Source organism: Xanthomonas sp. NCPPB 1754, assembly GCF_041475725.2.
Taxonomy (GTDB): Bacteria; Pseudomonadota; Gammaproteobacteria; order Xanthomonadales; family Xanthomonadaceae; genus Xanthomonas; species Xanthomonas euvesicatoria.
Genome location: NZ_CM192982.1, coordinates 542139 through 564985, shown reverse-complemented (window position 1 = coordinate 564985; position 22847 = coordinate 542139). Strand labels below are relative to the sequence as shown.

At 64.0% G+C, this 22847-nt stretch carries 24 protein-coding genes and 2 tRNA genes; 10 read left to right on the top strand and 16 right to left on the bottom strand.

Annotated elements, in window-relative coordinates; translation table 11 throughout:
• Positions 1-13: 13 nt before the first annotated feature.
• Positions 14-90 (top strand) — tRNA-Met (locus tag ACCQ15_RS02500).
• Between the two features lie 52 nt (positions 91-142).
• Positions 143-217, top strand: a tRNA-Gln gene (locus ACCQ15_RS02495).
• A 223-nt stretch (positions 218-440) separates the two neighbouring features.
• On the opposite strand, the gene rpsI is transcribed toward ACCQ15_RS02495, so the two are convergent.
• Positions 441-833 (bottom strand): 30S ribosomal protein S9, encoded by a 393-nt coding sequence (gene rpsI, locus ACCQ15_RS02490; protein WP_003483085.1) that lies wholly within the window; start codon positions 831-833, stop codon positions 441-443.
• A gap of 2 nt (positions 834-835) precedes the next feature.
• Positions 836-1264, bottom strand: a complete 429-nt coding sequence (rplM, locus tag ACCQ15_RS02485; RefSeq protein ID WP_003483082.1) for a 50S ribosomal protein L13 — start codon at positions 1262-1264, stop codon at positions 836-838.
• Positions 1265-1446: 182 nt separating this feature from the next.
• On the opposite strand from rplM, the gene coq7 reads away from it, so the two are divergent.
• On the top strand, positions 1447-2100 hold the full coding sequence (coq7, locus tag ACCQ15_RS02480; RefSeq protein WP_109291331.1) for a 2-polyprenyl-3-methyl-6-methoxy-1,4-benzoquinone monooxygenase: 654 nt from the start codon (positions 1447-1449) through the stop codon (positions 2098-2100).
• Positions 2101-2391: 291 nt separating this feature from the next.
• Here the strand turns inward: coq7 and ACCQ15_RS02475 are convergent, their stop codons facing one another.
• Both ACCQ15_RS02475 and speD read right to left on the bottom strand, forming a co-directional pair.
• On the bottom strand, positions 2392-2706 hold the full coding sequence (locus tag ACCQ15_RS02475) for a DMT family transporter (RefSeq protein ID WP_003483069.1): 315 nt from the start codon (positions 2704-2706) through the stop codon (positions 2392-2394).
• Between the two features lie 163 nt (positions 2707-2869).
• A complete protein-coding gene (gene speD / locus ACCQ15_RS02470) occupies positions 2870-3664 on the bottom strand; it encodes an adenosylmethionine decarboxylase (protein ID WP_007967854.1) in 795 nt (264 codons plus the stop codon).
• Between the two features lie 137 nt (positions 3665-3801).
• On the opposite strand from speD, the gene crp reads away from it, so the two are divergent.
• Entirely contained in the window at positions 3802-4494 is a 693-nt protein-coding gene (crp, locus tag ACCQ15_RS02465; protein ID WP_005914205.1) for a cAMP-activated global transcriptional regulator CRP, read from the top strand.
• Between the two features lie 320 nt (positions 4495-4814).
• Here the strand turns inward: crp and ACCQ15_RS02460 are convergent, their stop codons facing one another.
• From ACCQ15_RS02460 to ACCQ15_RS02405, 12 genes are all read right to left on the bottom strand, one after another.
• Positions 4815-5531, bottom strand: a complete 717-nt coding sequence (locus ACCQ15_RS02460) for a haloacid dehalogenase-like hydrolase (protein ID WP_007967853.1) — start codon at positions 5529-5531, stop codon at positions 4815-4817.
• Positions 5524-6321: an indole-3-glycerol phosphate synthase TrpC gene (gene trpC / locus ACCQ15_RS02455; protein WP_033478978.1), complete on the bottom strand. Its 798-nt coding sequence runs from the start codon at positions 6319-6321 to the stop codon at positions 5524-5526. The genes ACCQ15_RS02460 and trpC overlap by 8 nt, the downstream gene beginning before the upstream one ends.
• 140 nt (positions 6322-6461) lie before the next feature.
• Positions 6462-7499 carry an anthranilate phosphoribosyltransferase gene (gene trpD / locus ACCQ15_RS02450; protein WP_014089193.1) on the bottom strand — a complete coding sequence of 346 codons (1038 nt, stop codon included), beginning with the start codon at positions 7497-7499 and terminating at the stop codon, positions 6462-6464.
• A 115-nt stretch (positions 7500-7614) separates the two neighbouring features.
• Complete coding sequence (locus ACCQ15_RS02445) at positions 7615-8247, bottom strand: flavin reductase family protein (RefSeq protein ID WP_008575588.1); 633 nt, start codon at positions 8245-8247, stop codon at positions 7615-7617.
• 142 nt (positions 8248-8389) lie between these two features.
• On the bottom strand, positions 8390-8968 hold the full coding sequence (locus ACCQ15_RS02440; protein WP_071117974.1) for an anthranilate synthase component II: 579 nt from the start codon (positions 8966-8968) through the stop codon (positions 8390-8392).
• A 10-nt stretch (positions 8969-8978) separates the two neighbouring features.
• Complete coding sequence (locus ACCQ15_RS02435) at positions 8979-9761, bottom strand: SIMPL domain-containing protein (protein ID WP_033478977.1); 783 nt, start codon at positions 9759-9761, stop codon at positions 8979-8981.
• Between the two features lie 18 nt (positions 9762-9779).
• Positions 9780-10856, bottom strand: coding sequence for a threonine aldolase family protein (locus ACCQ15_RS02430; RefSeq protein WP_372381172.1), 1077 nt, complete (start codon positions 10854-10856; stop codon positions 9780-9782).
• Positions 10856-12331 carry an anthranilate synthase component I gene (trpE, locus tag ACCQ15_RS02425; protein ID WP_011346166.1) on the bottom strand — a complete coding sequence of 492 codons (1476 nt, stop codon included), beginning with the start codon at positions 12329-12331 and terminating at the stop codon, positions 10856-10858. Before trpE ends, ACCQ15_RS02430 begins: the two co-directional genes overlap by 1 nt.
• Before the next feature lie 257 nt (positions 12332-12588).
• Positions 12589-13518, bottom strand: coding sequence for a lipid kinase YegS (gene yegS / locus ACCQ15_RS02420; protein ID WP_014089189.1), 930 nt, complete (start codon positions 13516-13518; stop codon positions 12589-12591).
• A 235-nt stretch (positions 13519-13753) separates the two neighbouring features.
• On the bottom strand, positions 13754-14245 hold the full coding sequence (locus ACCQ15_RS02415) for a GNAT family N-acetyltransferase (protein ID WP_057681082.1): 492 nt from the start codon (positions 14243-14245) through the stop codon (positions 13754-13756).
• Positions 14242-14943, bottom strand: a complete 702-nt coding sequence (rpe, locus tag ACCQ15_RS02410; RefSeq protein ID WP_170922805.1) for a ribulose-phosphate 3-epimerase — start codon at positions 14941-14943, stop codon at positions 14242-14244. The genes ACCQ15_RS02415 and rpe overlap by 4 nt, the downstream gene beginning before the upstream one ends.
• A 124-nt stretch (positions 14944-15067) precedes the next feature.
• Positions 15068-15397 carry a J domain-containing protein gene (locus tag ACCQ15_RS02405; RefSeq protein WP_014089186.1) on the bottom strand — a complete coding sequence of 110 codons (330 nt, stop codon included), beginning with the start codon at positions 15395-15397 and terminating at the stop codon, positions 15068-15070.
• 209 nt (positions 15398-15606) lie between these two features.
• Between ACCQ15_RS02405 and ACCQ15_RS02400 the strand changes: the two genes are divergently transcribed.
• The 6 genes from ACCQ15_RS02400 to ACCQ15_RS02375 all read left to right on the top strand — a co-directional run bounded on the left by ACCQ15_RS02400 (position 15607) and on the right by ACCQ15_RS02375 (position 22830).
• Positions 15607-16533: a phosphoribosylaminoimidazolesuccinocarboxamide synthase gene (locus tag ACCQ15_RS02400; RefSeq protein WP_303401090.1), complete on the top strand. Its 927-nt coding sequence runs from the start codon at positions 15607-15609 to the stop codon at positions 16531-16533.
• Between the two features lie 217 nt (positions 16534-16750).
• The gene (locus ACCQ15_RS02395; RefSeq protein ID WP_080505873.1) at positions 16751-17413 is read left to right on the top strand and encodes a hypothetical protein; all 663 of its coding nucleotides are present in this window, start codon (positions 16751-16753) and stop codon (positions 17411-17413) included.
• A 230-nt stretch (positions 17414-17643) separates the two neighbouring features.
• Entirely contained in the window at positions 17644-18222 is a 579-nt protein-coding gene (locus ACCQ15_RS02390; RefSeq protein WP_506187849.1) for a hypothetical protein, read from the top strand.
• Between the two features lie 220 nt (positions 18223-18442).
• Positions 18443-18979: a hypothetical protein gene (locus tag ACCQ15_RS02385; protein WP_109291291.1), complete on the top strand. Its 537-nt coding sequence runs from the start codon at positions 18443-18445 to the stop codon at positions 18977-18979.
• Positions 18980-19051: 72 nt separating this feature from the next.
• On the top strand, positions 19052-20806 hold the full coding sequence (locus ACCQ15_RS02380) for a peptidoglycan-binding protein (protein WP_218489629.1): 1755 nt from the start codon (positions 19052-19054) through the stop codon (positions 20804-20806).
• Positions 20807-21231: 425 nt separating this feature from the next.
• Complete coding sequence (locus ACCQ15_RS02375; RefSeq protein WP_218555303.1) at positions 21232-22830, top strand: M4 family metallopeptidase; 1599 nt, start codon at positions 21232-21234, stop codon at positions 22828-22830.
• Positions 22831-22847 lie beyond the last annotated feature (17 nt).

Below are 22847 nucleotides of genomic sequence, written 5' to 3'. Positions count from 1 at the left end.
TGCCGGCTCCCTAGGCTATGTAGCTCAGCCGGTTAGAGCACAGCACTCATAATGCTGGGGTCGGTGGTTCGAGTCCACCCATAGCCACCAAGGTGTTCACGCCCTCACCGGCATGCAATAATCTTGGGCCAACGCGTTTTATTGCCCCGTCGCCAAGCGGTAAGGCACCTGACTCTGACTCAGGCATTCGGTGGTTCGAATCCATCCGGGGCAGCCAAACTCAAAAGGTCCGATCGAAAGATCGGGCCTTTTTTGTTGCCCGGCGTCCGGCGGCGACGCATGGCGCATCTGCGTTCATGCATATCGCGTTCGGCCTCCAGGGCGATCCTGGCCACGCGCTCGTACAGGGCACACACCAGGACCCAAAACGACAAAAGCCCGGCATGGCCGGGCTCTTGAAGCAGGCATCCGGCGAACCGGGATGCACCAAACGCCTTGGATCAGCGCTTGGAGAACTGGGTGGCGCGACGGGCCTTGTGCAGACCGACCTTCTTGCGCTCGACTTCGCGAGCGTCGCGGGTCATGAAGCCAGCCTTGCGCAGCTCGGACTTCAGGGTTTCGTCGTACTCGACCAGCGCACGGGCGATGCCCAGACGGATCGCACCGGCCTGGCCGGTGGTGCCGCCGCCGGAGGCGGTAACCATGATGTCGAAGCTTTCGGTGTTCTTGGTCAGTTCCAGCGGCTGGCGCACGATCATGCGCGCAGTCTCACGACCAAAGAATTCGTCCAGCGGACGATCGTTGACGGTGATGTTGCCGGTGCCCTTGCGCAGGAACACGCGAGCGGTGGAGGACTTGCGGCGGCCAGTGCCGTAGTTTTGCGTGATAGCCATGATTAGATATCCAGAACTTGCGGCTGCTGGGCGGCGTGCGGATGCTCGGCACCCGAATAGACCTTGAGCTTGCGGTACATGGTGCGACCCAGTGGGCCCTTCGGCAGCATGCCCTTGACGGCGATTTCGATCACGCGCTCCGGGTGGCGCTGCAGCGCCTGCTCCAGGCTCTCGGTCTTCAAGTTACCGATGTAGCCGGTGAAGCGGTGATACTTCTTGTCTTTCAGCTTGTTGCCCGTGACGACGATCTTCTCGGCGTTGATTACCACCAGGTAATCGCCAGTATCGACGTGAGGGGTATAAACCGGCTTGTGCTTGCCGCGCAGGCGGCGGGCCAGTTCGGTGGACAGACGGCCGAGCGTCTTGCCGGCGGCGTCAACGAGATACCAGTCGCGCTGGACGGTCTCGGACTTGGCGGTGAACGTAGTCATGAGAAAACTCTTGAGTGGTCGGGCGGATTGCAGCGGCCGATGACCACTGGAACTTTGCCACGCGTTGTGAAGGCGAAACAGAAGAGGCGGGATTGTACGGGACGTTCGGCGGCGGCGCAAGTTGCAGCAACAACCGCGCCATGGCGGTTGGCAGCACGGCGGAGCGGGGCCAGAATCGCCGTATGACCCAGATCTCCCCCACCCGCCTGCATAGCCCGCTCGACCGGCTGCTGGTCGAAGCCCAGCGCGCGCTGGACACCGTCTTCGGCAATCCGCCGGCCGAGCGTCCCAATCCCGCCGCCGACACGCCCGACGTCGTCCTGGACCCGGAGCAGCGTCGCCATGCGGCCGGCCTGATGCGCATCAACCATGTTGGCGAGGTGTGCGCGCAGGGCCTGTATTTCGGCCAGGCCGCCGTCGCCCGCGACGCACACACCCAGCACCACCTGCTGGAAGCTGCCCAGGAAGAAACGGATCACCTGGCCTGGTGCGCCGACCGCCTGCACGAGCTGGACAGCCGCCCCAGCCTGTTCAACCCCGTGTGGTACGCCGGCAGCTACGCGCTCGGCGCGCTGGCCGGGCTGCGCGGCGACGACTGGAGCCTGGGATTCGTGGTCGAAACCGAACGCCAAGTCGAAGCGCACCTGGACGAGCATCTGGAAACCCTGCCCCAGAACGACCAACGCAGCCGCGCCATCCTGCGCGTGATGAAGATCGACGAGGCCCGCCATGCCGACCAGGCCGAGCAGGCTGGCGCCCGCCCGCTCCCGGCTCCGATCCCCAGCGCGATGGCCCTGGCCTCCAAGCTGATGAAGGCGGTTGCTTACCGCCTCTAGTTGGGAATTGGGAATTGGGAATTGGGGACTGGCAACCAGAATCTAGCCCGTACCTAAGTACACCCAACACGGCGATCAACCGCTGGCCGGCACACCACTGAAGCACAGCCCCCCCTTGTTTAGGGGGGCGCGCGCCAAAGGCGTGGGGATAGGCCTCTGAGTCGGGGTCCCAAGGTTTTGCGCCGCAAACTGGGGCTGTTCCCGCATTGCGCGTGCAGCTACGGCCGAACGGGTGGATAGGCAGCCTCCAGTCGGAGCCCAGCGTTTGCGCAGCAAACGCTGGAGGACTGACTACCCGACCAGCTTCAGCCCGATCACGCCGGCCACGATCAGACCGATGCATGCCAATCGCGACCACGAGGCGCTATCGCCAAATAGCGCGATACCGGCAATGGTCACGCCCAGGGCGCCGATGCCGGTCCAGATCGCATAGCCGGTGCCCACCGGAATGGTCTTCAGCGCCTGCGTCAGAAACCACAGGCTGATGCCGGCAAGGCCGATTGTCAGCACGGTCGGCCACAGGCGAGTGAACCCGTCGCTGTATTTCAGTCCCATGGCAAAGCCGATCTCGAACAGGCCGGCCAGCAACAGATAGATCCAGGGCATTGCAGTACTCCTCACAGAAAAAACGGACAAAAAAAAAAGCGACCCAGTGTCTGCACACTGGGCCGCCGTCGGCTGTGGAACGCGAGGTCGTCGCGTGGCGGGCCGTCCCGCCTGAAGGCGTTTGCGCGCTTGCGAGCAAGCACGCGACAGGATGCGCCTGCGCTTATTCGCTCAGGTTGCGTCCGTGAAACAGTTCTTCGATTTCGCGCTTGAGCAGCGTTTCGATCTTCATGCGCTCCTTGAACGACAGGTTCTTGGCGCGCTCTTCGAACAGGTACTGATCCAGGTCGAAGTCCTTCAGGTGCATCTTCGTGTGGAAGATATTTTCCTGGTAGACGTTGACGTCGAACATCTCGTAGCGCGACTTCACGTTCTTGGCGAGAAATTGCTGGATCGAGTTGATCTTGTGATCGATGTAATGCTTCTTGCCCTTCACATCGCGCGTGAAGCCACGCACGCGGTAATCCATGATCACGATGTCCGATTCCAGACTCTCGATCAGGTAGTTGAGCGCCTTCAACGGCGAAATCACGCCGCAGGTCGCGACGTCGATGTCGGCGCGGAACGTGGCGATGCCTTCCTGCGGGTGCGTTTCCGGATATGTATGGACAGTGATATGACTCTTATCCATATGAGCAACCACGGCATCGGAGATCAACTCCTTGCCGGCCTGCTTCTTGTCGATCACCGGTTCTTCGGAGATCAGGATCGTCACCGATGCGCCCTGCGGATCGTAGTCCTGACGTGCGATATTGAGGATGTTGGCGCCAATGATCTCGGCCACATCGGTCAGGATCTGCGTCAGACGATCGGCGTCGTATTGCTCATCGATATACTCGATGTAGCGCTGACGCTCCTCTTCGGTACGCGCATAACAGACGTCGTAGATGTTGAAGCTCAACGCCTTGGTGAGGTTGTTGAACCCCTGTAGCCTCAGACGAGGCAACGGCTTGACCACGTCGGTCTGTCCTTATGGAAAGCGGGAAAGGAGTCAATTATGAGCCAAAGATCCCAGCAACGAAATGCCGATGTTAAGAGTGGTTTACCTTGCATGACTCATGCCGTTAAGCTTCAGGAATCACACGCGGAACTACCATGAGCCCAGGAAATACGACGGTTGTCACTACGACGGTACGTAACGCTACCCCTTCCCTGGCGCTGGACGCGGGCACCATCGAGCGTTTCCTGGCGCACAGCCATCGAAGGCGCTATCCGACCCGGACCGATGTGTTCCGGCCAGGAGACCCGGCCGGCACCCTCTACTACGTGATCAGCGGCTCGGTGAGCATCATCGCCGAGGAAGATGACGACCGTGAGTTGGTGCTGGGCTACTTCGGCAGCGGCGAATTCGTCGGCGAGATGGGGTTGTTCATCGAATCCGATACCCGTGAGGTGATCCTGCGCACCCGCACCCAGTGCGAGCTTGCCGAGATCAGCTACGAGCGGCTGCAGCAGCTGTTCCAGACCAGCCTGTCGCCGGATGCGCCGAAGATCCTGTATGCGATCGGTGTTCAGCTTTCAAAACGGCTGCTCGATACCACAAGGAAAGCCAGCCGCTTGGCCTTCCTCGACGTGACCGACCGCATCGTGCGCACGCTGCACGACCTGGCCAAGGAGCCGGAAGCGATGAGCCACCCGCAGGGCACCCAGCTGCGTGTCTCGCGCCAGGAGCTGGCACGCCTGGTCGGGTGCTCGCGCGAAATGGCCGGCCGCGTGCTCAAGAAGCTGCAGGCCGACGGCCTGCTGCATGCACGCGGCAAGACCGTCGTGCTGTACGGCACCCGCTGACGGCGCTGTGCAGCCAGTGCCTTGTGCACTGGCTGCATGCCGGTTTCGGCTCCGATGGATTCGATTGCGACGGTGCCAACATCGGCACTTCATGCCCTCTGCAGCGGCACTTTTGCGCGATACCTCTTATAAGAGAGTCTTCGCGCCGTCGAACCGCACGCTCTGCATCGCGACTGCGTCACGATCCTGAAGATTCGTTGCGCTACAGGTCGCATCCGTTTGCCCGCGCGACCCGCCATGGAAATGCGCCATCGCAAGCTGGACTGCGCAATCGTTGCGCTCCGCGCGAAACGACCTAGCTGCCTGAATGTTGCGCTCGCCTACAGCGCCTTGCCGCCGCGGTCGCGGCAACCCCAGTTGAGGATGGGCGTGCCTGTCGGCAGTACCTGGCGGAACAGCGCTTCGCGGTTGGCCTTGGGATTGACCACCACCGGCGCGCGCGCGGCCTTCAAGAGCGGCAGATCTGCGGTGCTGTCCGAGTAGGCGATGGCGATATCGGCGTAGCCGCGCTCGCGCAGCATGCGCATCTTTTCTTCGTTATGGCAGTGACGTCGCGCAGTGACTGCGCCCAGGCGCGGGCCGACCAGGCTGCCAATGACCGGCACGTCCTGGTGGGCCACGAAACCGAGAATGGCGCGCGCCAACTCCGGCGGTGCGCCGGTGGCGACCACCACACGGTCGCCGGCGGCGCGGTGTTGGGTGAAGACCTTCAAGGCATGCGGGAGCAGGCGCTGGCGGATCTGCGCTTCATGCTTGAGCACGTATGCGTCGATGAAACGGTTGAACTCGCGCGCGCGGTGCAGGCCGAACGTGGCGATCCACACATAGCCGGACACGCCGCGCCGCCGGGTTGGCAGCATCGCCACCATCGGGCCGAGAATTGGCGAGGCCAACAGCGCAACCAGCAAGCGCAACGGGTTGCGCTTGATCAGCCAGGCAAACAGATGACTGCCGGAATCGCCGTCGTACAACGTGTGGTCGAAGTCGAAGACCACCAGCGGTGCGTCTTCGCGCGGAACGGGATACGACTCAGTCATGCGCGAAGAATAGCTGACGCAGCGACTCGCCGGGTTCGGCCGCGCGCATGAAGGTCTCGCCGACCAGAAACGCGTTCACATCGTGACTGCGCATCAGTTGCACATCGGCCTGGGTGACGATGCCGCTCTCGGTGACCAGCACGCGATCGCGCGGCACCGCCGCGCGCATGTCCAACGTGGTCTGCAGCGTCACTTCGAAGGTGCGCAGGTTGCGATTGTTGATGCCGATCAACGGCACCGGCACCTGCACCGCACGCTCGAGCTCGTCGATGTCGTGTACTTCCACCAGCACGTCCAGGCCCAGCTGCATGGCCAGGCCCGATAGATCGGCCAGTTGGGCGTCTTCCAGCGCGGACACGATCAGCAGGATGCAGTCGGCGCCGAGCACGCGGGCTTCGTAGACCTGATACGGGTCGACGGTGAAATCCTTGCGCAGCACCGGCAGCGTGCAGGCGTCGCGCGCCTGGCGCAGATAGGCATCCGATCCCTGGAAGAAATCCACATCGGTGAGCACCGACAGGCACGTCGCGCCACCGAATTCATAGCTGACCGCGATATCGGCCGGCTGGAAGTCCGGCCGGATGACACCCTTGGACGGGCTGGCCTTCTTCACTTCGGCAATCACGGCCGGGTCGCCTGCGGCGATGCTGGCCTGCATGGCAGCTGCAAATCCGCGCGTGAGCGGCAGGTCGGCGCTGCGCGCGATCAACTCGGCCAGCGGCACGCGCGCACTGCGCTCGGCGATTTCGTCGGCCTTGCGGGCAAGAATGGTGTTGAGGATGTCGCTCATCGTATCGGGTCCTGGCGGGCGGGCATTATCGGTCAAGACGGGCGTACTGCAGCGCGGCTGGGCGCCATCACGCAGCTTGCCAGCGCGGCCGTGGGGACGCCGGCGGGTGATGGCCGCTGCGTGGCGGTTGCCGGCATGGCTCAGGCCTGCACGGCAAGCTGGCGGGTATAGGCGACATAGGCGTCCACCCGCGCGCGCGCCGAGCCGTCGGCGATGACCGCGCGTGCGCGCAGCACGCCATCGGCAATGCTGTGGGCCACGCCGGCCACGTACAACGCAGCACCGGCGTTGAGCGCCACGATATCCAGCGCGGGGCCGGGCACGTTGTCCAATACCTGCAGCAACATCGCGCGCGATTGCGCAGCATCGGCCACCTTGAGGTTACGGCTGGCCGACATGGCGATGCCGAAATCTTCCGGGTGCACTTCGTATTCGCGCACTTGGCCATCGCGCAATTCGCCAACCAGCGTGCCAGCGCCAAGCGAAAGTTCGTCCATGCCGTCGCGCCCCCACACCACCAACGCGCGTTCGGCGCCGAGTTCGTGCAAGACGCGCGCCTGGATACCGACAAGGTCGGGGTGGAACACGCCCATCAGGATGTTCGGCGAGCCGGCCGGATTGGTCAGCGGACCCAGGATATTGAAGATAGTGCGCACCCCCATTTCGCGCCGCACCGGTGCCACCACCTTCATGGCCGGGTGATGCACTGGTGCATACATGAAGCCGATGCCGGTGTGCGCCAACGCGCTGGCAACCTGTTCGGGCTGCAGCTCGATCACCGCGCCCAATGCTTCCAGTGCATCGGCACTGCCGGATTTGGACGAGACGCTGCGATTGCCGTGCTTGGCCACCTTGGCACCGCCGGCTGCGGCGACGAACATGGCGCAGGTGGAGATGTTGAAGGTATGCGAACCGTCCCCGCCGGTACCGACGATGTCCACCATGTGCTGGCGATCGGCCACGTCCACGCGGCGCGAGAACTCGCGCATCACCGTGGCCGCACCGGCGATTTCGCCGATGGTCTCTTTCTTGACCCGTAGCCCGGTGAGGATGGCCGCGACCATCATGTCGGAGACCTCGCCGCGCATGATCTGCCGCATCAACTCGACCATTTCGTCGTGGAAGATTTCGCGGTGTTCGATGGTGCGTTGCAGGGCTTCTTGCGGCGTGATGGGCATGGAAACAACCGTGGCAGAACGTGATGGATGGAGACGCAGGCGGCTTGCGACGCGCGCGATCAATGCAGGAAAGCGCAAGCGCCAGGCGACGCGACTGCCGTGGCAGCTGCGACGATCACTGGCCTGGACGCGTCATGCGAAAACGCGCCTGCGGCTGCACTTCGTAATAATCGGCCGGCCCGCCCGCGCGCAGAATCGTCTGCACTGCGCCCGGATCATAGATGCCCTCGTGCAGCGCCGACCTGGCCAGGTGCACGCCGACCACTTCGCCCAGCACCAACCAGGTCTGGATGGCGTGACCGGCAGCGGTTTGCAGCGGCAGCAGCTGGCTGAGCCGGCATTCGAAACTGACCGGACTGGCAGCGACCCGTGGCGCAGCGATCAGCCGCGATGGCGCCACCTGCAGGCCGGCCAGACCGAATTCATCGACCTCCGCAGGCACCATCGCCGCGCTGGCGTTCATTGCTTCTGCCAACGGCCGGGTGGCCAGATTCCAGGTGAATTCGCCGGTGGCTTCGATGTTGCGCAGGCTGTCCTTGCGACCGATGCTGGCAAAGCCGACGATCGGCGGGATGTAGTTGAATGCATTGAAAAAGCTGTACGGCGCCAGATTGGCGATGCCCTCGGCGCTGCGCGAGCCGATCCAACCGATAGGACGCGGGCCGACGATGGCGTTGAACGGATCGTGCGGCAGCCCGTGACCCTGCGTCGGCTCGTAGAAATGGATGCTGTCGTCGGGTGTGCTCATCGTGATTCGAATGCAGTGGAAGGCGGCGCGGTGTTTGAACACGGTGCGTAGTACGGCGCGCGTCGGGCGATGTCGCGATTTCGCATCGTCGCTGCACCGATGCCGCAATGCGATACGTCACGATGGCACAGGCACATCGCAATCAACGCTGCAGAAAGTTCTTCAGCAAGGCATGTCCGTGCTGGGTCAGGATCGATTCGGGATGGAACTGCACGCCTTCGACCGGAAACTGGCGATGGCGCAGGCCCATGATCTCTTCCATCGAGCCATCCGGATTTTCGGTCCAGGCGGTGACCTCCAGTGTGTCCGGCAAGGTGGTCTTGTCCACCACCAGCGAGTGATAGCGCGTGGCCTCGTAGCTGTCCGGAAGGCCGGCGAACACGCCCTTGCCCTGATGACGAATCGGCGAGGTCTTGCCGTGCATGATGTTGCCGGCGCGGATCACATCGCCACCGTAGACCTGGCCAATGCTTTGATGGCCCAGGCACACGCCCAGGATCGGCGTGGTCTGACCCAGCTGCTCGATCAATTGCAGCGAGATTCCGGCTTCGTTGGGCGTGCACGGACCGGGCGAGATGACGATGCGCTCGGGCTTGAGCGCGGCGATCTGGTCGACGCTCATGGCGTCGTTGCGCACCACCATGACCTCGGCGCCCAGCGCCTGCAGGTACTGCACGAGGTTGTAGGTGAAGCTGTCGTAGTTGTCGAGCATCAGCAGCATGGCAAAGGACTCATTGCGCGATCAGGAAGACCGCATAGATGTTTTCGGTATAAGTGATAGTGCCGGTCATCAGGCTCTCGCCGACTCCCTGGCCCACTGCGCTTGGCGCAGGCGACGACGGTGGAGCCGGCGGCGAAGGCGGAGACACGATCGAGCCTGGCGTTGCCGCTGTGGCGGCCGACCAGGTGCCTGCTTCGACGCCATAGGCAAAATTGGGAGCGACATCCGAAATGCTGTAAATGCCGCCGAGCCGGACGCCGTACGCAGCGGCAAGCCCCTGAGCGGACTGGCGTGACTGCGTCGCGGCTTCACGCTTGAGTTCCGCACGTAACGCGGCAGCATCGGCGTAGGCCGTTTGCATCGATAACACCTGCACATTCTCGTTGGCGTCCAAGTCGCCGAGGAAGGCACGCACATCTTTCAATGAAGTAAAGGCGCCACGAATCCTGCGCTCCACCCGGGTCCCCTCGAAGACGGATTTGCCCGCCTCATAACGCGATTGCGGAGAAATCGAGAGTGCAGAGGCGTAAAGGGAGTCCTTGAGAACGTGATCGCGCTGTAATCCATCCAGAACCAACCTGGCACGGCCTTCGACAAACTTCCGCGCCAAGTCGGGCTGTAATTCCGTCTTGCTGATCTTGAGGTCAACGATAAAGCGGTCTGGATCGACCGTGCGAAACGCCTGGCCTTTGACCAACAAATGCGGCTGCGACGGCAGGGCATTGATCTGCGCCATTCCAACAGTGGGCAGCGTCAGCACAGCGGCGAGCATCCAACCAGCGATTGTGTTCATCGTTGTCGTCCTTGAGGTCTAGTCATGGCCCTGCACTGCGTGCTGCTGCAAAAGGGCCGCCACATCCGCACACAGCCGATCGACCGCCGTGGCCGTGGTCGCCCACGAGGTCACGAAGCGGATCACCTGACTGCCATCGGTGCGCATTTCCCAGCGCTCGAAGTCGTAGCCTTGCGCCAGCTGCGCGGCCTGCTGCGCGCTGACGGCGATGAACTGCTGGTTGGTCGGCGAGTCGCTGGTGAAATGCGCGCCTGCCGCAAGCAGGCCAGCGCGCAGGCGTTGCGCCATGGCATTGGCATGCGCGGCCAGTTCGAAGAACAGACCATCTTCGAACAACGCCGCAAATTGCACACCAAGCACCATGCCCTTGGCCAGTAGCGCGCCGCGCTGCTTGATCAGATAACGCAAATCGGGCTGCAGCGCCGGATTGACGATGACCAGCGCTTCGCCGAGCAGCGCACCATTCTTGGTGCCGCCGATATAGAACGCATCGGTCAGCGCGGCAATGGTGGGCAGATCCAGATCGTTGCCGTCGGCGGTCAGCGCCGCCCCCAGGCGCGCGCCATCCAGGTACAGCAGCAGATCGTTCGCGCGACAGAAGCCAGACAATTCTTCGAGTTCTGCACGTGTATAGAGGGTGCCGCTTTCGGTGCTGTTGGAAATGTAGACCAGGCGCGGCTGCACCATGTGTTCGTTGCCATGCATAGCCAGCACCGGCCGGATCAACGCAGGCGTCAGCTTGTCGTGCAGCGCCGGGACAGTGAGCACCTTGTGGCCGGTCGCTTCGATGGCGCCGGTCTCGTGCGTGGCGATATGCGCCGCGTCCACCGCGATGACGGCCTGATGCGGGCGCAAGAACGCGCTGATCGCAATCAGATTGGTCTGCGTGCCGCCGACCAGCAGATGCACGTCGGCCTGCGGCTGCGCGACGGCATGGCGGATCAAGGCAACCGCATGCGCTGTGTGCCGATCGGTGCCGTAGCCGGCGTGCTGATCGGCGCTGGCCTGCGCCAACGCCTGCAACAGCCGCGGATGCGCGCCTTCGCTGTAGTCGTTGCGAAAGCTGATGCGCGTCGTGCTGCCCTGCCCGTCCATCACAGGCCCTTGGCCGCCTGGGCAACTGCGCGAAACAGCGCGCGCCCCTTGTTCATGGTCTCCTGCCACTCCAGGTCGGGATCGGAGTCGTAGACCACGCCGCCGCCGGCCTGCACATACAGGTAGCCGTCCTGGATGACGGCAGTGCGGATGGCGATGGCGGTGTCGGCATCGCCATGCCAGCCGATATAGCCCACCGCGCCGGAATAGACATTGCGTTTGACCGGCTCCAGCTCGCGGATGATTTCCAGCGCGCGGATCTTCGGCGCGCCGCTGACGGTGCCGGCCGGGAAGGTGGCGCGCAGCACATCGCTGTAATTCAGACCGGCCTTCAGGGTGCCGGTCACTTCGCTGACGATATGCATGACATGGCTATAGCGTTCGATCACGAACTGCTCGCCGACCTTGACCGTGCCCGGTTCGGCCACGCGGCCGACATCGTTGCGCCCCAGATCGATCAGCATCACGTGCTCGGCGCGTTCCTTCGGGTCGGCCAGCAGTTCGGCTTCCAGTGCCTTGTCCAGTTCGGGCGTGGCGCCGCGTGGGCGGGTGCCGGCGATCGGGCGCACAGTGACCACGCCATCGCGCAGGCGCGCCAGAATTTCCGGCGACGAACCAACCACCTGGGTACCGCCGACATCGAGAAAATACATGTACGGCGACGGGTTCAACGCACGCAACGCGCGATACACGTCCACCGGGCGCGCGCGGAACGGCACGCGCAAGCGCTGCGATGGCACCACCTGGAAGATGTCGCCGGCGCGCACGTATTCCTGCGCCTTGCGCACCACGGCGTGGTACTCCTCGCGGGTGAACGAGGAATGGAAGTCCGCTTCGTCGATCGCGTCGGAAATCTGCGCCCGCGGATAACCGGCGCCGCCCTGACGCAGGCGATGCGCCAGCTCGTCCAGGCGCCGATTGGCGCGCACATAGGCCTGCGGCTGGCGCGGGTCGGCATGCACGATCAGGTACAGACGGCCCTTGAGGTTGTCGAACACCGCCAGCTCTTCGGAGAGCATCAGCAGGATGTCGGGCGTGCCGAGTTCGTCGGGTTTGTCGCCACTGCCCAGGCGCGGTTCGATGTATTGGATGCATTCGAAACCGAACCAGCCGACCAGCCCGCCGGTGAAGCCGGGCAGGCCATCGAGTTGCGGCACCGAATGTTCGGCGCGCAACGCATCGACTTCAGCCAACGGGTCGGCGACCTCACGGGTCTCGACGACTTCGCCGTGTTCGCTGACCTCCAGCGTGTGGCCCCGAAAGCTGTACACGCGCCGCGCCGGCAGGCCGATGATGGAGTAGCGCCCGAAGCGCTCCCCGCCTTCGACCGATTCGAACAGATAGGTGTAGGCGCCGTCGGCGAGCTTCAGATAGACCGACAGCGGCGTGTCCAGGTCGGACAGCACTTCGCGGACAACGGGGATACGGGTGTGACCTTCAGCGGCCTGGCGCTGGAACTGCTCTGCAGTGATCAAGACGACTTTCCTTCCGGGACTCTGTGGCGGGGCGGACGACGGCAACGGGCCACCATCGCCACCAGCGGCGAGCGGAAGAGAAGGAGCGTGGAGTCGTCAGGCGGGACACGCGGCTACTGTAGCGCAACTGCTGGCCCAGGGCAGCAGCCGGGGGCGAACGTCGTTCAACAACGGCGAAGGTGGGCTGCGGCGATTGCCTGGCCCACCCGAAACGCATGCGAAGCTTTCCCGATCCCCCCATCCCCGATTCCCGATTCTCACCCGCCAAGCAAAGGGCACTCACCCGGCAAGTGCATTCGCAGACGCGCCGGGACGCATTCGATGCGGAAGTGCCGCGAGGTTTCCGGTTCGCCGTCCAGGTTCAAAGTCAGCGGTTGCTGGGAAACGATTTCCAGCCACGGCACGCGGGCGCGCACGGCCACGCGTTCGAGCGCGGCCTGTTTGCCGCCAGTGACCAGGGTGCCGAGCGTGGCGGCCACTTCCCCGTCGAGGTCGGGGACGATGGTGACATCCAGCAGGCCGTCGTCGATCAGTGCCTCCGGGCACAGCGCCTGGCCGCCACCGGCCTGGCGCCCGTTCCCCAGGCCAAGTGCGATGAATTCGCCTTCCCAGCTGAACTCCGGGCCGCTGAAGCGGGCGCTGATCGGGTCGATGCGGCCCAGCCGCGACATGCCGGTGATGAGATAGGCCAGGCCGCCGAGCATCTTCTTCAGGCCTTCGTCGGTTTCCACCGTGACCTGGGTGCCGAAGCCGCCGCTGGCCACGTTGGCGCACCAGTGTGGGCCGTGGTCGGCGTCGATCCGCAACAGGTCGACCGGCTGCGCGACGCGCTCGGCGATCAGGGTCAACGCCTCCAGCGGGGCGATCGGCAGATTGGCGGCGGTGGCGAAGTCGTTGGCGGTGCCCAGCGGCACCAGGCCCAGCGACGGCAGCGAGGCCGCATCGCCCTCGTGGTGCGCCAGGGCGGCGGCCACTTCGCTCAGGGTGCCGTCGCCACCGGCGGCCACCACCGTGTGCACGCCATCGGCCACCGCCTCGCCCACGTAACGCTCGGCATCGCCGTCTTCCCAGGTGACCCGCACATCGAGCTGGATGCCGCGCTTGCGCAGCGTTCCCACCGCCTCACGCAGGTCCATGTTGTCGGTGGACTTGCCGTTGAGGATCACACGCCAGTGGGACGGGGCCATGCGCGCTGCCGATGCTGTGAGGGTAATGGCCGCAGGCTAGCAGCGGGCCAATGGGCAGATCGTGAATAGGCGCTGGCTGCGCACTGTCATTGCGGTGTCATCGATGACCCGGAGAGTGGAAGGCCATAGCAGGGACGACGGGCGGAGGCAGGATCAGCCTCCAATTTTCTTGAAGGCCGCCCCGATGGGGGCGGCCTTCCTTTTGCATGAGGCTGGATTGCGCGGCGTGCCCGGCTCAGTCGCCTGCCGCAAACGCGGCCAACCGTTCGCCGTCGAGCCGGTACACGGTCCAGCCGTCCATCGGGCGCGCACCGACCGCCTTGTAGAAGTCGATGGCCGGCTGGTTCCAGTCCAGCACCGACCATTCGAACCGCCCGCAGCCACGCTGCACGGCCAGCTGCGCCAGGTGCCGCAACAGTGCAAGGCCCGCACCCTTGCCGCGCGCTTCCGGCCGGACGAACAGGTCTTCCAGGTACAGGCCGTTGCGGCCGAGCCAGGTGGAGTAGTTGAAGAAATACACCGCAAATCCCAGCGCCTGACCGTCCTGCTCGCAGATCAGCGCATGCGCGGTGGCGCCGTCGCCGAACAGACTGGCGCGCAACTCCTCCAGGCCGGCCTTGACTGCGTCCGGCTCGCGCTCGTACACCGCCAGCGCGGTGATGAGTTCATGCAGCAGCGGCACATCCTCAGGCGTGGCGCTGCGGATCTGCGGCGCGGGCCGGCTCATCGCACCGCATCCACCGCCGCGCGCATCTGCGCAATCACCTGCGCATAGTCGGGCGCATTGAAAATGGCCGAGCCGGCGACGAAGGTGTCGGCGCCGGCCGCGGCAATCGCACCGATGTTGTCGGCCTTGACCCCGCCATCGATCTCCAGCCGGATCGGCTTGCCCGTCGCGTCGATCTTGCGGCGGAGGGCGCGCAGCTTGTCCAGTGCGGACGGGATGAAGGCCTGCCCGCCAAAGCCCGGGTTGACCGACATCACCAATACCAGGTCCAGCTCGGGCAGCACCCAATCCAGGATGTCCACCGGCGTGGCCGGATTGAGCACCAGTCCGGCCTGGCAGCCATGCGACTTGATCAGCTGGATCGTGCGGTGCACGTGGCGGCTGGCTTCGGGGTGGAAGCTGATGGTGGTGGCACCGGCTTCGGCGAAATCCGGCACGATGCGGTCCACCGGCTCGACCATCAGGTGCACGTCGATCGGGGCGGTGATGCCGTGCTTGCGCAGCGCCTGGCACACCATGGGGCCGATGGTGAGGTTGGGCACGTAGTGGTTGTCCATCACGTCGAAGTGCACCCAGTCGGCACCAGCCTTGAGGACGTTGTTCACTTCCTCGCCCAGACGGGCGAAATCGGCGGACAGGATGGACGGGGCGATCGCCGTCGGTTGCATGGGCAGCTCGGAAAAATGCAGGAGCGCCATTGTCGCAACCGTGGCCCGGAGAGGAAAGCCGGATGCCGCTGGGCGCTGGGGCTTTCGATGTACAGCGCGCTGCGTCGACGCCCGGCACTGCGTAACACAGCGGTTTTCGGCGTGAGCCTTTGCTTCAGCGCTTGCGCTGCCGTTGAATCCGGTCGTAGGCGGCGTTGATCTGGCTGGCCTTCTTTTCGGCCTGGCGGCGGGCTTCCGGGTCGGCGTTGGCGACCTTGTCCGGGTGGTAGCGGGACATCAGCCGGCGATAGGCCAGGTCGATCTCGGCAGTGGTGGCGTCCGGCTCCAGGCCCAGCGCCTCGTACGGATTTTCCGCGCGCCGTTTGAACCAGCCGGCGTCGACCGCGTGGCCGATCGCCAGCCCGATCAGCAGCCCCACCACCGGCGCCCCGCGAAACAGCAAGGCACCGGCCAATGCGCCGAGCAGTTTTCCGTACCAGGACATGGGGGCGATCGGGGGCGGGAGGCGGGCTGGCGATCTTACCCGAACGCCCGCCCAGCCTGGCTGACGGCTCCTGCACAAGCCCCACCGCGCGGGCCTCCAATAAATTCTGCGGGAGGCGGCGAAGCGCCGTACACTACGCGGCCCGCTGCCTACCCGCGGGCCCGCCGGGTCCCGGGGACAGCGTCATAGCGACGTCCTTAGGAGTGCCTGTGTCGACCACGCTGTTGCAATCCGATCTGCCCGGCCTGCCGTTGCGTCACCGTGGCAAGGTCCGCGATGTCTTCGATCTTCCCCGCGACCGCCTGCCCGCCGATGCGCCCCCGGGCGACTATCTGTTGATGGTGGCCACCGACCGCCTGTCCGCGTTCGACGTGGTGCTGCCCGACCCGATTCCCGGCAAGGGCGAGATGCTGTGCCAGGTATCCAACTTCTGGTTTCACAAGACCGAACACCTGATGCCCAACCACCTGGTGGACATCCGCGTGGAGCAGGTATTGCCCGAGGGTGTCGATCCGGCCTTGTACGCCAAACGCGCCGTGGTCACGCGCAAGCTCAAGCCGGTGCCGGTGGAAGCCATCGCCCGCGGCTATGTGATCGGCAGCGGCTGGAAGGATTACCAGCGCACCGGCAAGATCAGCGGCATCGAATTGCCCGACGGCTTGCGTCAGGCCGAGAAACTGCCCGAGCCGATTTTCACTCCTTCGACCAAGGCAGCGGTTGGCGACCACGACGAAAACATCGACTTCGATGCAATGGTCAAGACGGTCGGCGCCGAGCTGGCCGAACGCGTGCGCGATGCCACCTTGCGCATCTACCGGTTCGCAGCCGATTTTGCTGCCGAACGCGGCATATTACTGGCCGATACCAAGTTCGAATTCGGTACCGATGCCGATGGCCGCCTGTACATCATGGACGAGATGCTGACTCCGGATTCCTCGCGTTATTGGCCGGCCGACCAATACGAACCGGGCACCAGCCCGCCGAGCTACGACAAGCAGTTTGTGCGCGATTATCTGGAAAGCCTGGACTGGGGCAAGACCGCGCCCGGCCCGCGCCTGCCGGCCGACGTCATCGATCGCACGCGTGCGAAATATGCCGAAGCGCTGCAGCGGCTGGCGGATATTTCGGTGGATTGATTGCACGCGCCCGGTGAAAGGGGCGAGGCGGCGAAGTACGCAGACGCCTATGCCTGAGAGCGCCGACATTCTCGGCGTTTCGATTTCTCGACTACCGACTGAAGCCCAGGTTGGTGATCAAGCGTGAAGCTTCATGACGGCTATCGCACACACTCGCCCACCAGTATCCCCACCGCGCCCACTGCGATGGTGTGTTCTCTTGCCCAGCAAGGCCGCAATGACCATGTCAAGTCACTTGTGTCGCGTGCTGCCTGCCTTGCGCAGCGCACTAATTCCAGGTCTAGCGCTCGCACTGAGCGCCTGCACTCCCGGCGAATCTGCACCCCACGCCGTTCCCTCATCAGCACCGGTAGCACCTGCGAAGAACAACGCACCCGCAGCATTGCAGGTCAACGCCAGACTAGCCGCGCTGATACAGGCCGCTGGCGCAACCTGCACGGATGCAACAGGATGCACAGCAGGCAATGTCGACACGCGTGATTTTTACGATGTGGAGTTTTTGCCCGATTGTGGCGATAAGGGCTTCTTCGCCGGCGTCGCCCAGGCGAACGGAGCAGATCTATTGGATGCCGTTCCCGTCACCGGCAGCAGCGCAACGGCTACAGCCAATCTTGCCCAAGGCCAGCTCGTCTGCGTCCAGGCGATCGGCCGAGCCGGACAAAACCCGCGTTATTACTACGTGGCCGCAATTCCAGCGGACACCATTGCAAAGTGCAAAAACAACGCATTGTGCAAAACCTATGGCGACAGGCCGATTAAGCAGATCAAGCCTGAAAGTAGTGAGAGCTGCCACGCGGCAGCACCAGGACAATCCACTGGCAATTGCGCGCAAGGATGGGTGGGTGCGGACGCACTCGAAGTATTTTCCAACGGAATCTAGTTGCACGCACCAAACGGGTGATTTGCAGGCATCCCATCCATCACTGCATGACGATTGCTGCAATGGATCCAGATGAGGTACCCGGCCCGTGTCGAGGACACTCACCGGCCTTGGCATCGTTTGAGCAATCGGCCACCGTCATTCCGGTCACGCTCCCAGGGTGCGGGCCTGCCGCGTCCGGCCGGCTCGCCGCACTCTGGCCCCCGCAAGCCTTCACGCATTTGCACACAATGCGCAGATACCATCCTGCGCGCTCGCACATCGCCCGATACGATCAGGAGGATCCGTTGGCCCTTTTACGAACATCTCTGCATGCCCTCGCACTGAGCCTGGCGCTGGCTGCCTGCAAACCGCAAGCAGAGCCAGCAGGCGCGGCAATGCCCGCGGCGAAAGCAGAGGCAGCGGGTACCGCGCCTGCCGCCTCAACCCCTGCTACGGCGTCGGCCACGCCCGTTCAGCCGACGACCTGCCCCACCGCCGACTTCTCTGCATTTCTAAAAAGCTTCAGTGCAGACATCGCGGCCCAGGAGAAAGCCACGGCCGACCCGCTGACCATGATCCGGATCGATCCGGATGCGCAGCCGGAACCGGCGCCAGTCACTCGCGAGGTTGCGCTAGCCGACGTCAAATGGCCGGTTATCCCGAACCTGGACGTGGCCCGCTCCGCGGGCCGCGAGGTCGTGGTGTCCGAGAACGCAGGCGGTCGCCAGGTGCTGGTGCGTACACCTGACAGCGGCGATCAACAGGTCTACCACTTCGCCCAGCGCCCATGCTGGACCTTGGTCAAGGTCGACGACCAGTCGCTGTAACGGCGCGGGCAACACCGCGCCACGCAAAAACCCAAATCAGGAGACGGCCGTGCCCCCCTTCAGAGTGCTCATCCCCGTGCTGGCAGTAGCGCTTGCCGCGTGTAACGGTCCGCAGGCAGCCGATGCGCCTGAAACGCCGGCCAATGCACCCGCAGCCGCGGCCGGCCCACCCGCACCGGCCGCGACACCTCCTGCCACACCGACACAAGGGACTGTACCCATGGCAACGATCGACTCCTTCGTTCCAGCAGGATCGAAGGCGCTGGATACCCAACGCGGCGACCTGACTGGCGCCGGACATTCGGACGCACTTGTCGTGATTTCTCCGCCGGCAACCGGCAACGAAAAGCTCGGCGAAGGGCAGCCACGTCGCGTCCTGCTGCTGACCCAGAACGCCGATGGCAGCCTGCAAAAGGCCGCTGAAAATAATCGCATCGTGCCCTGTGCCCGCTGCGGCGGCCTGGCAGGCGACCCGTATGCGTTTTCGCGCGTCCAGCCCGGGCAATTCACCATCTCCATCTCAGGCGGGTCGCGCGAGCGCTGGGCCGACGACTTCACGTTCAAGTATTCGGCAGACAGGCAGACCTGGTTGCTGGACAAGGTCGTGCGCGATCTTTCCGATACCGAGACCGAACAACACAACACCCTGGAATTAACCGACAAGGATTTTGGGACGGTGACGTTCCAGGACTTCGACCCCGCCACGCTCAAGAAAGTCGCGGCGCTGGATGAGGCTGGAGCCCAGAAACAAAATTAAAGGGAAGTAATGGCTGACGCGGACAAGGATGGGTCCGTCTTTTCATGTTGCTGAGAAATGAGGAGTTACACCATGGCAACCGATCGCGAAACTGGGCTGCTGCAGGCAGCCTATGCAGCAGGAATCACCCGGCCCAACGAATTGGCGAATTTCATGGCCCAGGTAGGCCACGAATCGGGCGGACTCAATCGCCTGGAAGAAGGGTTCCGCTATACCCGCGGCCCCTCGCAAGTGAGCTCGAAAGTGCGTTCTGCACTGCGCGAAGGACCGGAGGCGCTGGAAGAAGCGCGCCTTGAGGCATTGCGCGGCCAGCCGGAGAAACTCGCCGAATTGATGTATGGCGGGCGCATGGGCAACAACGAGCCCGGCGATGGCTATCTTTACCGTGGTCGCGGCTACATCCAGCTCACCGGCAAGGATCAGTATCGCGAGGCCGGCGAAGCGCTGAAACTCGACCTGGTCGCGCACCCCGAACTGGCCGCGCAACCGGAAAACGCGTCGCGGATCGCAACCTGGTACTGGCAGCACAATGTGCCGCAAGCGGCCAGGCAGGATGCGCATGCAGCAGGCGTTGCGATCAACGGCGGCGATCCGCCCAATGGACTGGCTGACCGCGAAAGCCGCTTCGCGCGCTGGCAGCGCGACCTCACGCCCGATGTGATGCACAAGCTCGAACACGGTCAACTCGGACAGACCGTCGCGCCCGCGCAGCATTCGGCACCGACGCAAGCACCGCATGCCGGTTCGAACGCGCATTCGTTCCAGGCCACCATGGAGCGCATGCTTCCGCCGCAGAACGGCACCGCGCCGCATATCACCGGACATTACGGCGAGCACCGCAGCGCGCGCGACCACGGCGGCACCGACTTCAATTATCAGGGCGGTCAGGCAGGACGCAATCTGCAGCATCCAACCGTGCATTCGCCGGTCGCCGGAACGGTGACCTTTGCCGGCGGAAGCTACGGCACCGTCAAGATTCGCGATGCACAAGGCAACTCGCACGAGATCCTGCATCTGGATGGCGTCAAGGTCAAAGAAGGGCAAACGCTGTCGGCAGGCGACGCGATCGGCACGATGGGGGGACGTGGGCCCAATGGCGCAAGCCAATATGCGCAGCATGTGCATTACCAATTGCGCGATGCCAACGGCAAATTGACCAGCCCCGAGACCTTCTGGAATCAGGGTCACCAACACGAAGCGGGTGCGCGCCACACGCAGGCAGCACCGGCAAGCGGCACAAGTGCCCTGCGGCATGGCGACAACAGTCAGGATGTGGGCAAGCTGCAGCAGGACCTCAACCGTCTCGGTGTACGCGATGCACAAGGCAACCGCCTGGCCGAAGACGGGCGCTTCGGCGACAACACGCGTGAGGCGGTAGTGGCGTTCCAGAAGCAGCATGGGCTGCAGCAGGACGGTGTTGTCGGCCGCGATACGCGTGCAGCATTGGCTGCACAACCGGCGCAGACCCGCGAGGCGCAGGTTGCTGGGCCGAAAGGGCCTTCGCTCAACGATGCATCGCATCCCGACCACGCGCTACATAACGCAATCCGCAGCAGGCTGCCGAGCATGATCTCCAACGAGACGGCGGCACATGTCACGCTGCAGGCGAAGCAGAATGGGATCGACAGCGCGGACAAGTTGCAGAACGTGACAGTGCAGGACGGCAAGGCATTCGTCATGGGCACCACGCCGGGCTTCCGTGCGGCGGTGGACCTGAACCAACCTGCTCCGACACTTGAGCAAACCAGCGCGCAGTTGCTGGCTGGTCACTCGCAGCAGCAACAGGCCCAGCAAGAACAGCAGAAGGTTGCGATGGGAGGTCGCTGATCTTTCAGCGATAGATCAAGAAGACGCCGGCCAGGAGATTGGCCGGCGTTCTTGTTTCCACATGCACCGTGGGAGTCACGACACATCGCGCAAGCTGATCGTCATTCAACGGCCAGCGCGCGTGGTGATGGGACACCGCAACACCCCGCGCTGGCGCAACGATACGGCGCAACCCTGCCTGACACCACTGCATTGCGCGCATGCTTGGCCGCTGCGGCCAATGACACCATGCATCCGCTGCGCCTCTGCGATGTGCGCCACAGCGGAAAGTGGCCGGGCGCACAGAACGCAACACATCCGTAATTTTTACTACTGTCCATTTCGTGACTGTGCAAGCGTAACTGCCGGCACCCAAGGTGCCATCGGCGACCGGCTGTCGGGGGGCTGCCGGTCTTTGCATTACACGTTTTCTGGAGAGAGTCGTCATGCAATTCCATGTCCTGGGCGCGGCAATCTGCTGCGCGCTCTCGTTTTCTGCTGCCGCGAATGCTGCCGATGTATCGGCAAATGCCGCTATTTCGCGCGCGCAATCGTTATTGGGGAACAACGCGTCTGCATTGGCCAATCGCGCGCCGGCCGACGCCTTCATCGCACGCGACAGCATCGTCGATGCTGACGGTACCGAACATGTGCGTTTCGATCGCACCTATCAGGGCCTGCCGGTGATCGGCGGCGACGTGGTGGTGCACTCGCGTCGCGGGGTGATGCGTGAATTGAGCCAGACCATGGACACCACGGTGCGTCCGAGCCTGGTGCCGGGAATCGATGCGGCAAGCGCGTTGCGTGTGGCCGGTTCGCACTTCGATGTGGCGCAGGATGCCGCGCCGCGTGCGAGTCTGGCGCTGTATGCACGCCAGGGCGCGCCGCGCCTGGTGTACGAGGTAATTTACAGCGGCGTCAAACCCGACCAGACACCGACCGAGATGCATTACATCGTCGATGCGGTGAACCAGCGCATCCTCGAATCCTGGGATACCGTGCATACCGCATGTAGCGGCGGCACCAGCGCCGCTGGCACAGGACGTTCGTTGTATGCGGGCAGCGTGACGGTGAACACGACGCGCTGCAGCAGCACCAGCTACGAAATGACCGATCTCAGTCGCGGCAGCGGTGCGACCTACAACATGCGCAACAGCACCTCCGGCAATGGCACGCTGGTCACCGATGCCGACAATGCCTGGGGCAGCGGCACCACCGGCGATACGGTCACCGCAGCGGTCGATGCGCATTACGGCGTGGCGTTGACCTGGGACTATTACCGCACCACGCATTCGCGCACGGGCATTGCAAACGATGGCGCCGGTGCACGGAGCCGGGTGCATTACGGTAGTCGCTACAACAACGCCTTCTGGCAGGACAGCTGTTTCTGCATGACCTTCGGCGATGGCGACGGCAGCACGTTCACGCCGCTGGTGTCGGTGGATGTGGCCGGCCACGAGATGACCCACGGTGTAACCAGCCGCACCGCCGCGCTGACCTACTCGGGCGAATCGGGCGGTTTGAATGAAGCCACGTCCGACATCATGGGCACCATGGTGGAGTACTCCGCTGCAAACAGTGCCGAGCCGGGCAATTATCTGATTGGCGAGAAGATCATCCCCAACAACAGCACCGGCACACTGGCGTTGCGTTACATGTTCAAGCCAAGCCTGGATGGCAAATCGCCCGATTGCTACAGCAGCAGCCTGGGCTCGCTCAATGTGCACTACAGCTCGGGCGTGGCCAATCACTTCTACTATCTGCTGGCCGAAGGGGCGGTGGTGCCGAGCGGGTTCGGCTCGGGCACCAGCTACAACCTGACCCCGACCAGTCTGGTCTGCAGCGGCTCCACGGCACTCACCGCGATCGGCCGCGCCGCGGCCAGCCGCATCTGGTATCGCGCACTGACGGTCTACATGACCTCGTCCACCAACTACGCGGCGGCCCGTCGGGCCACGCTGAGCGCGGCCACCGATCTGTACGGCAGCACGTCCACGCAATACCGCGCAGTAGCGGCGGCGTGGAGCGCGGTCTCGGTGAACTGACGGTGCGTCCCTCGCCA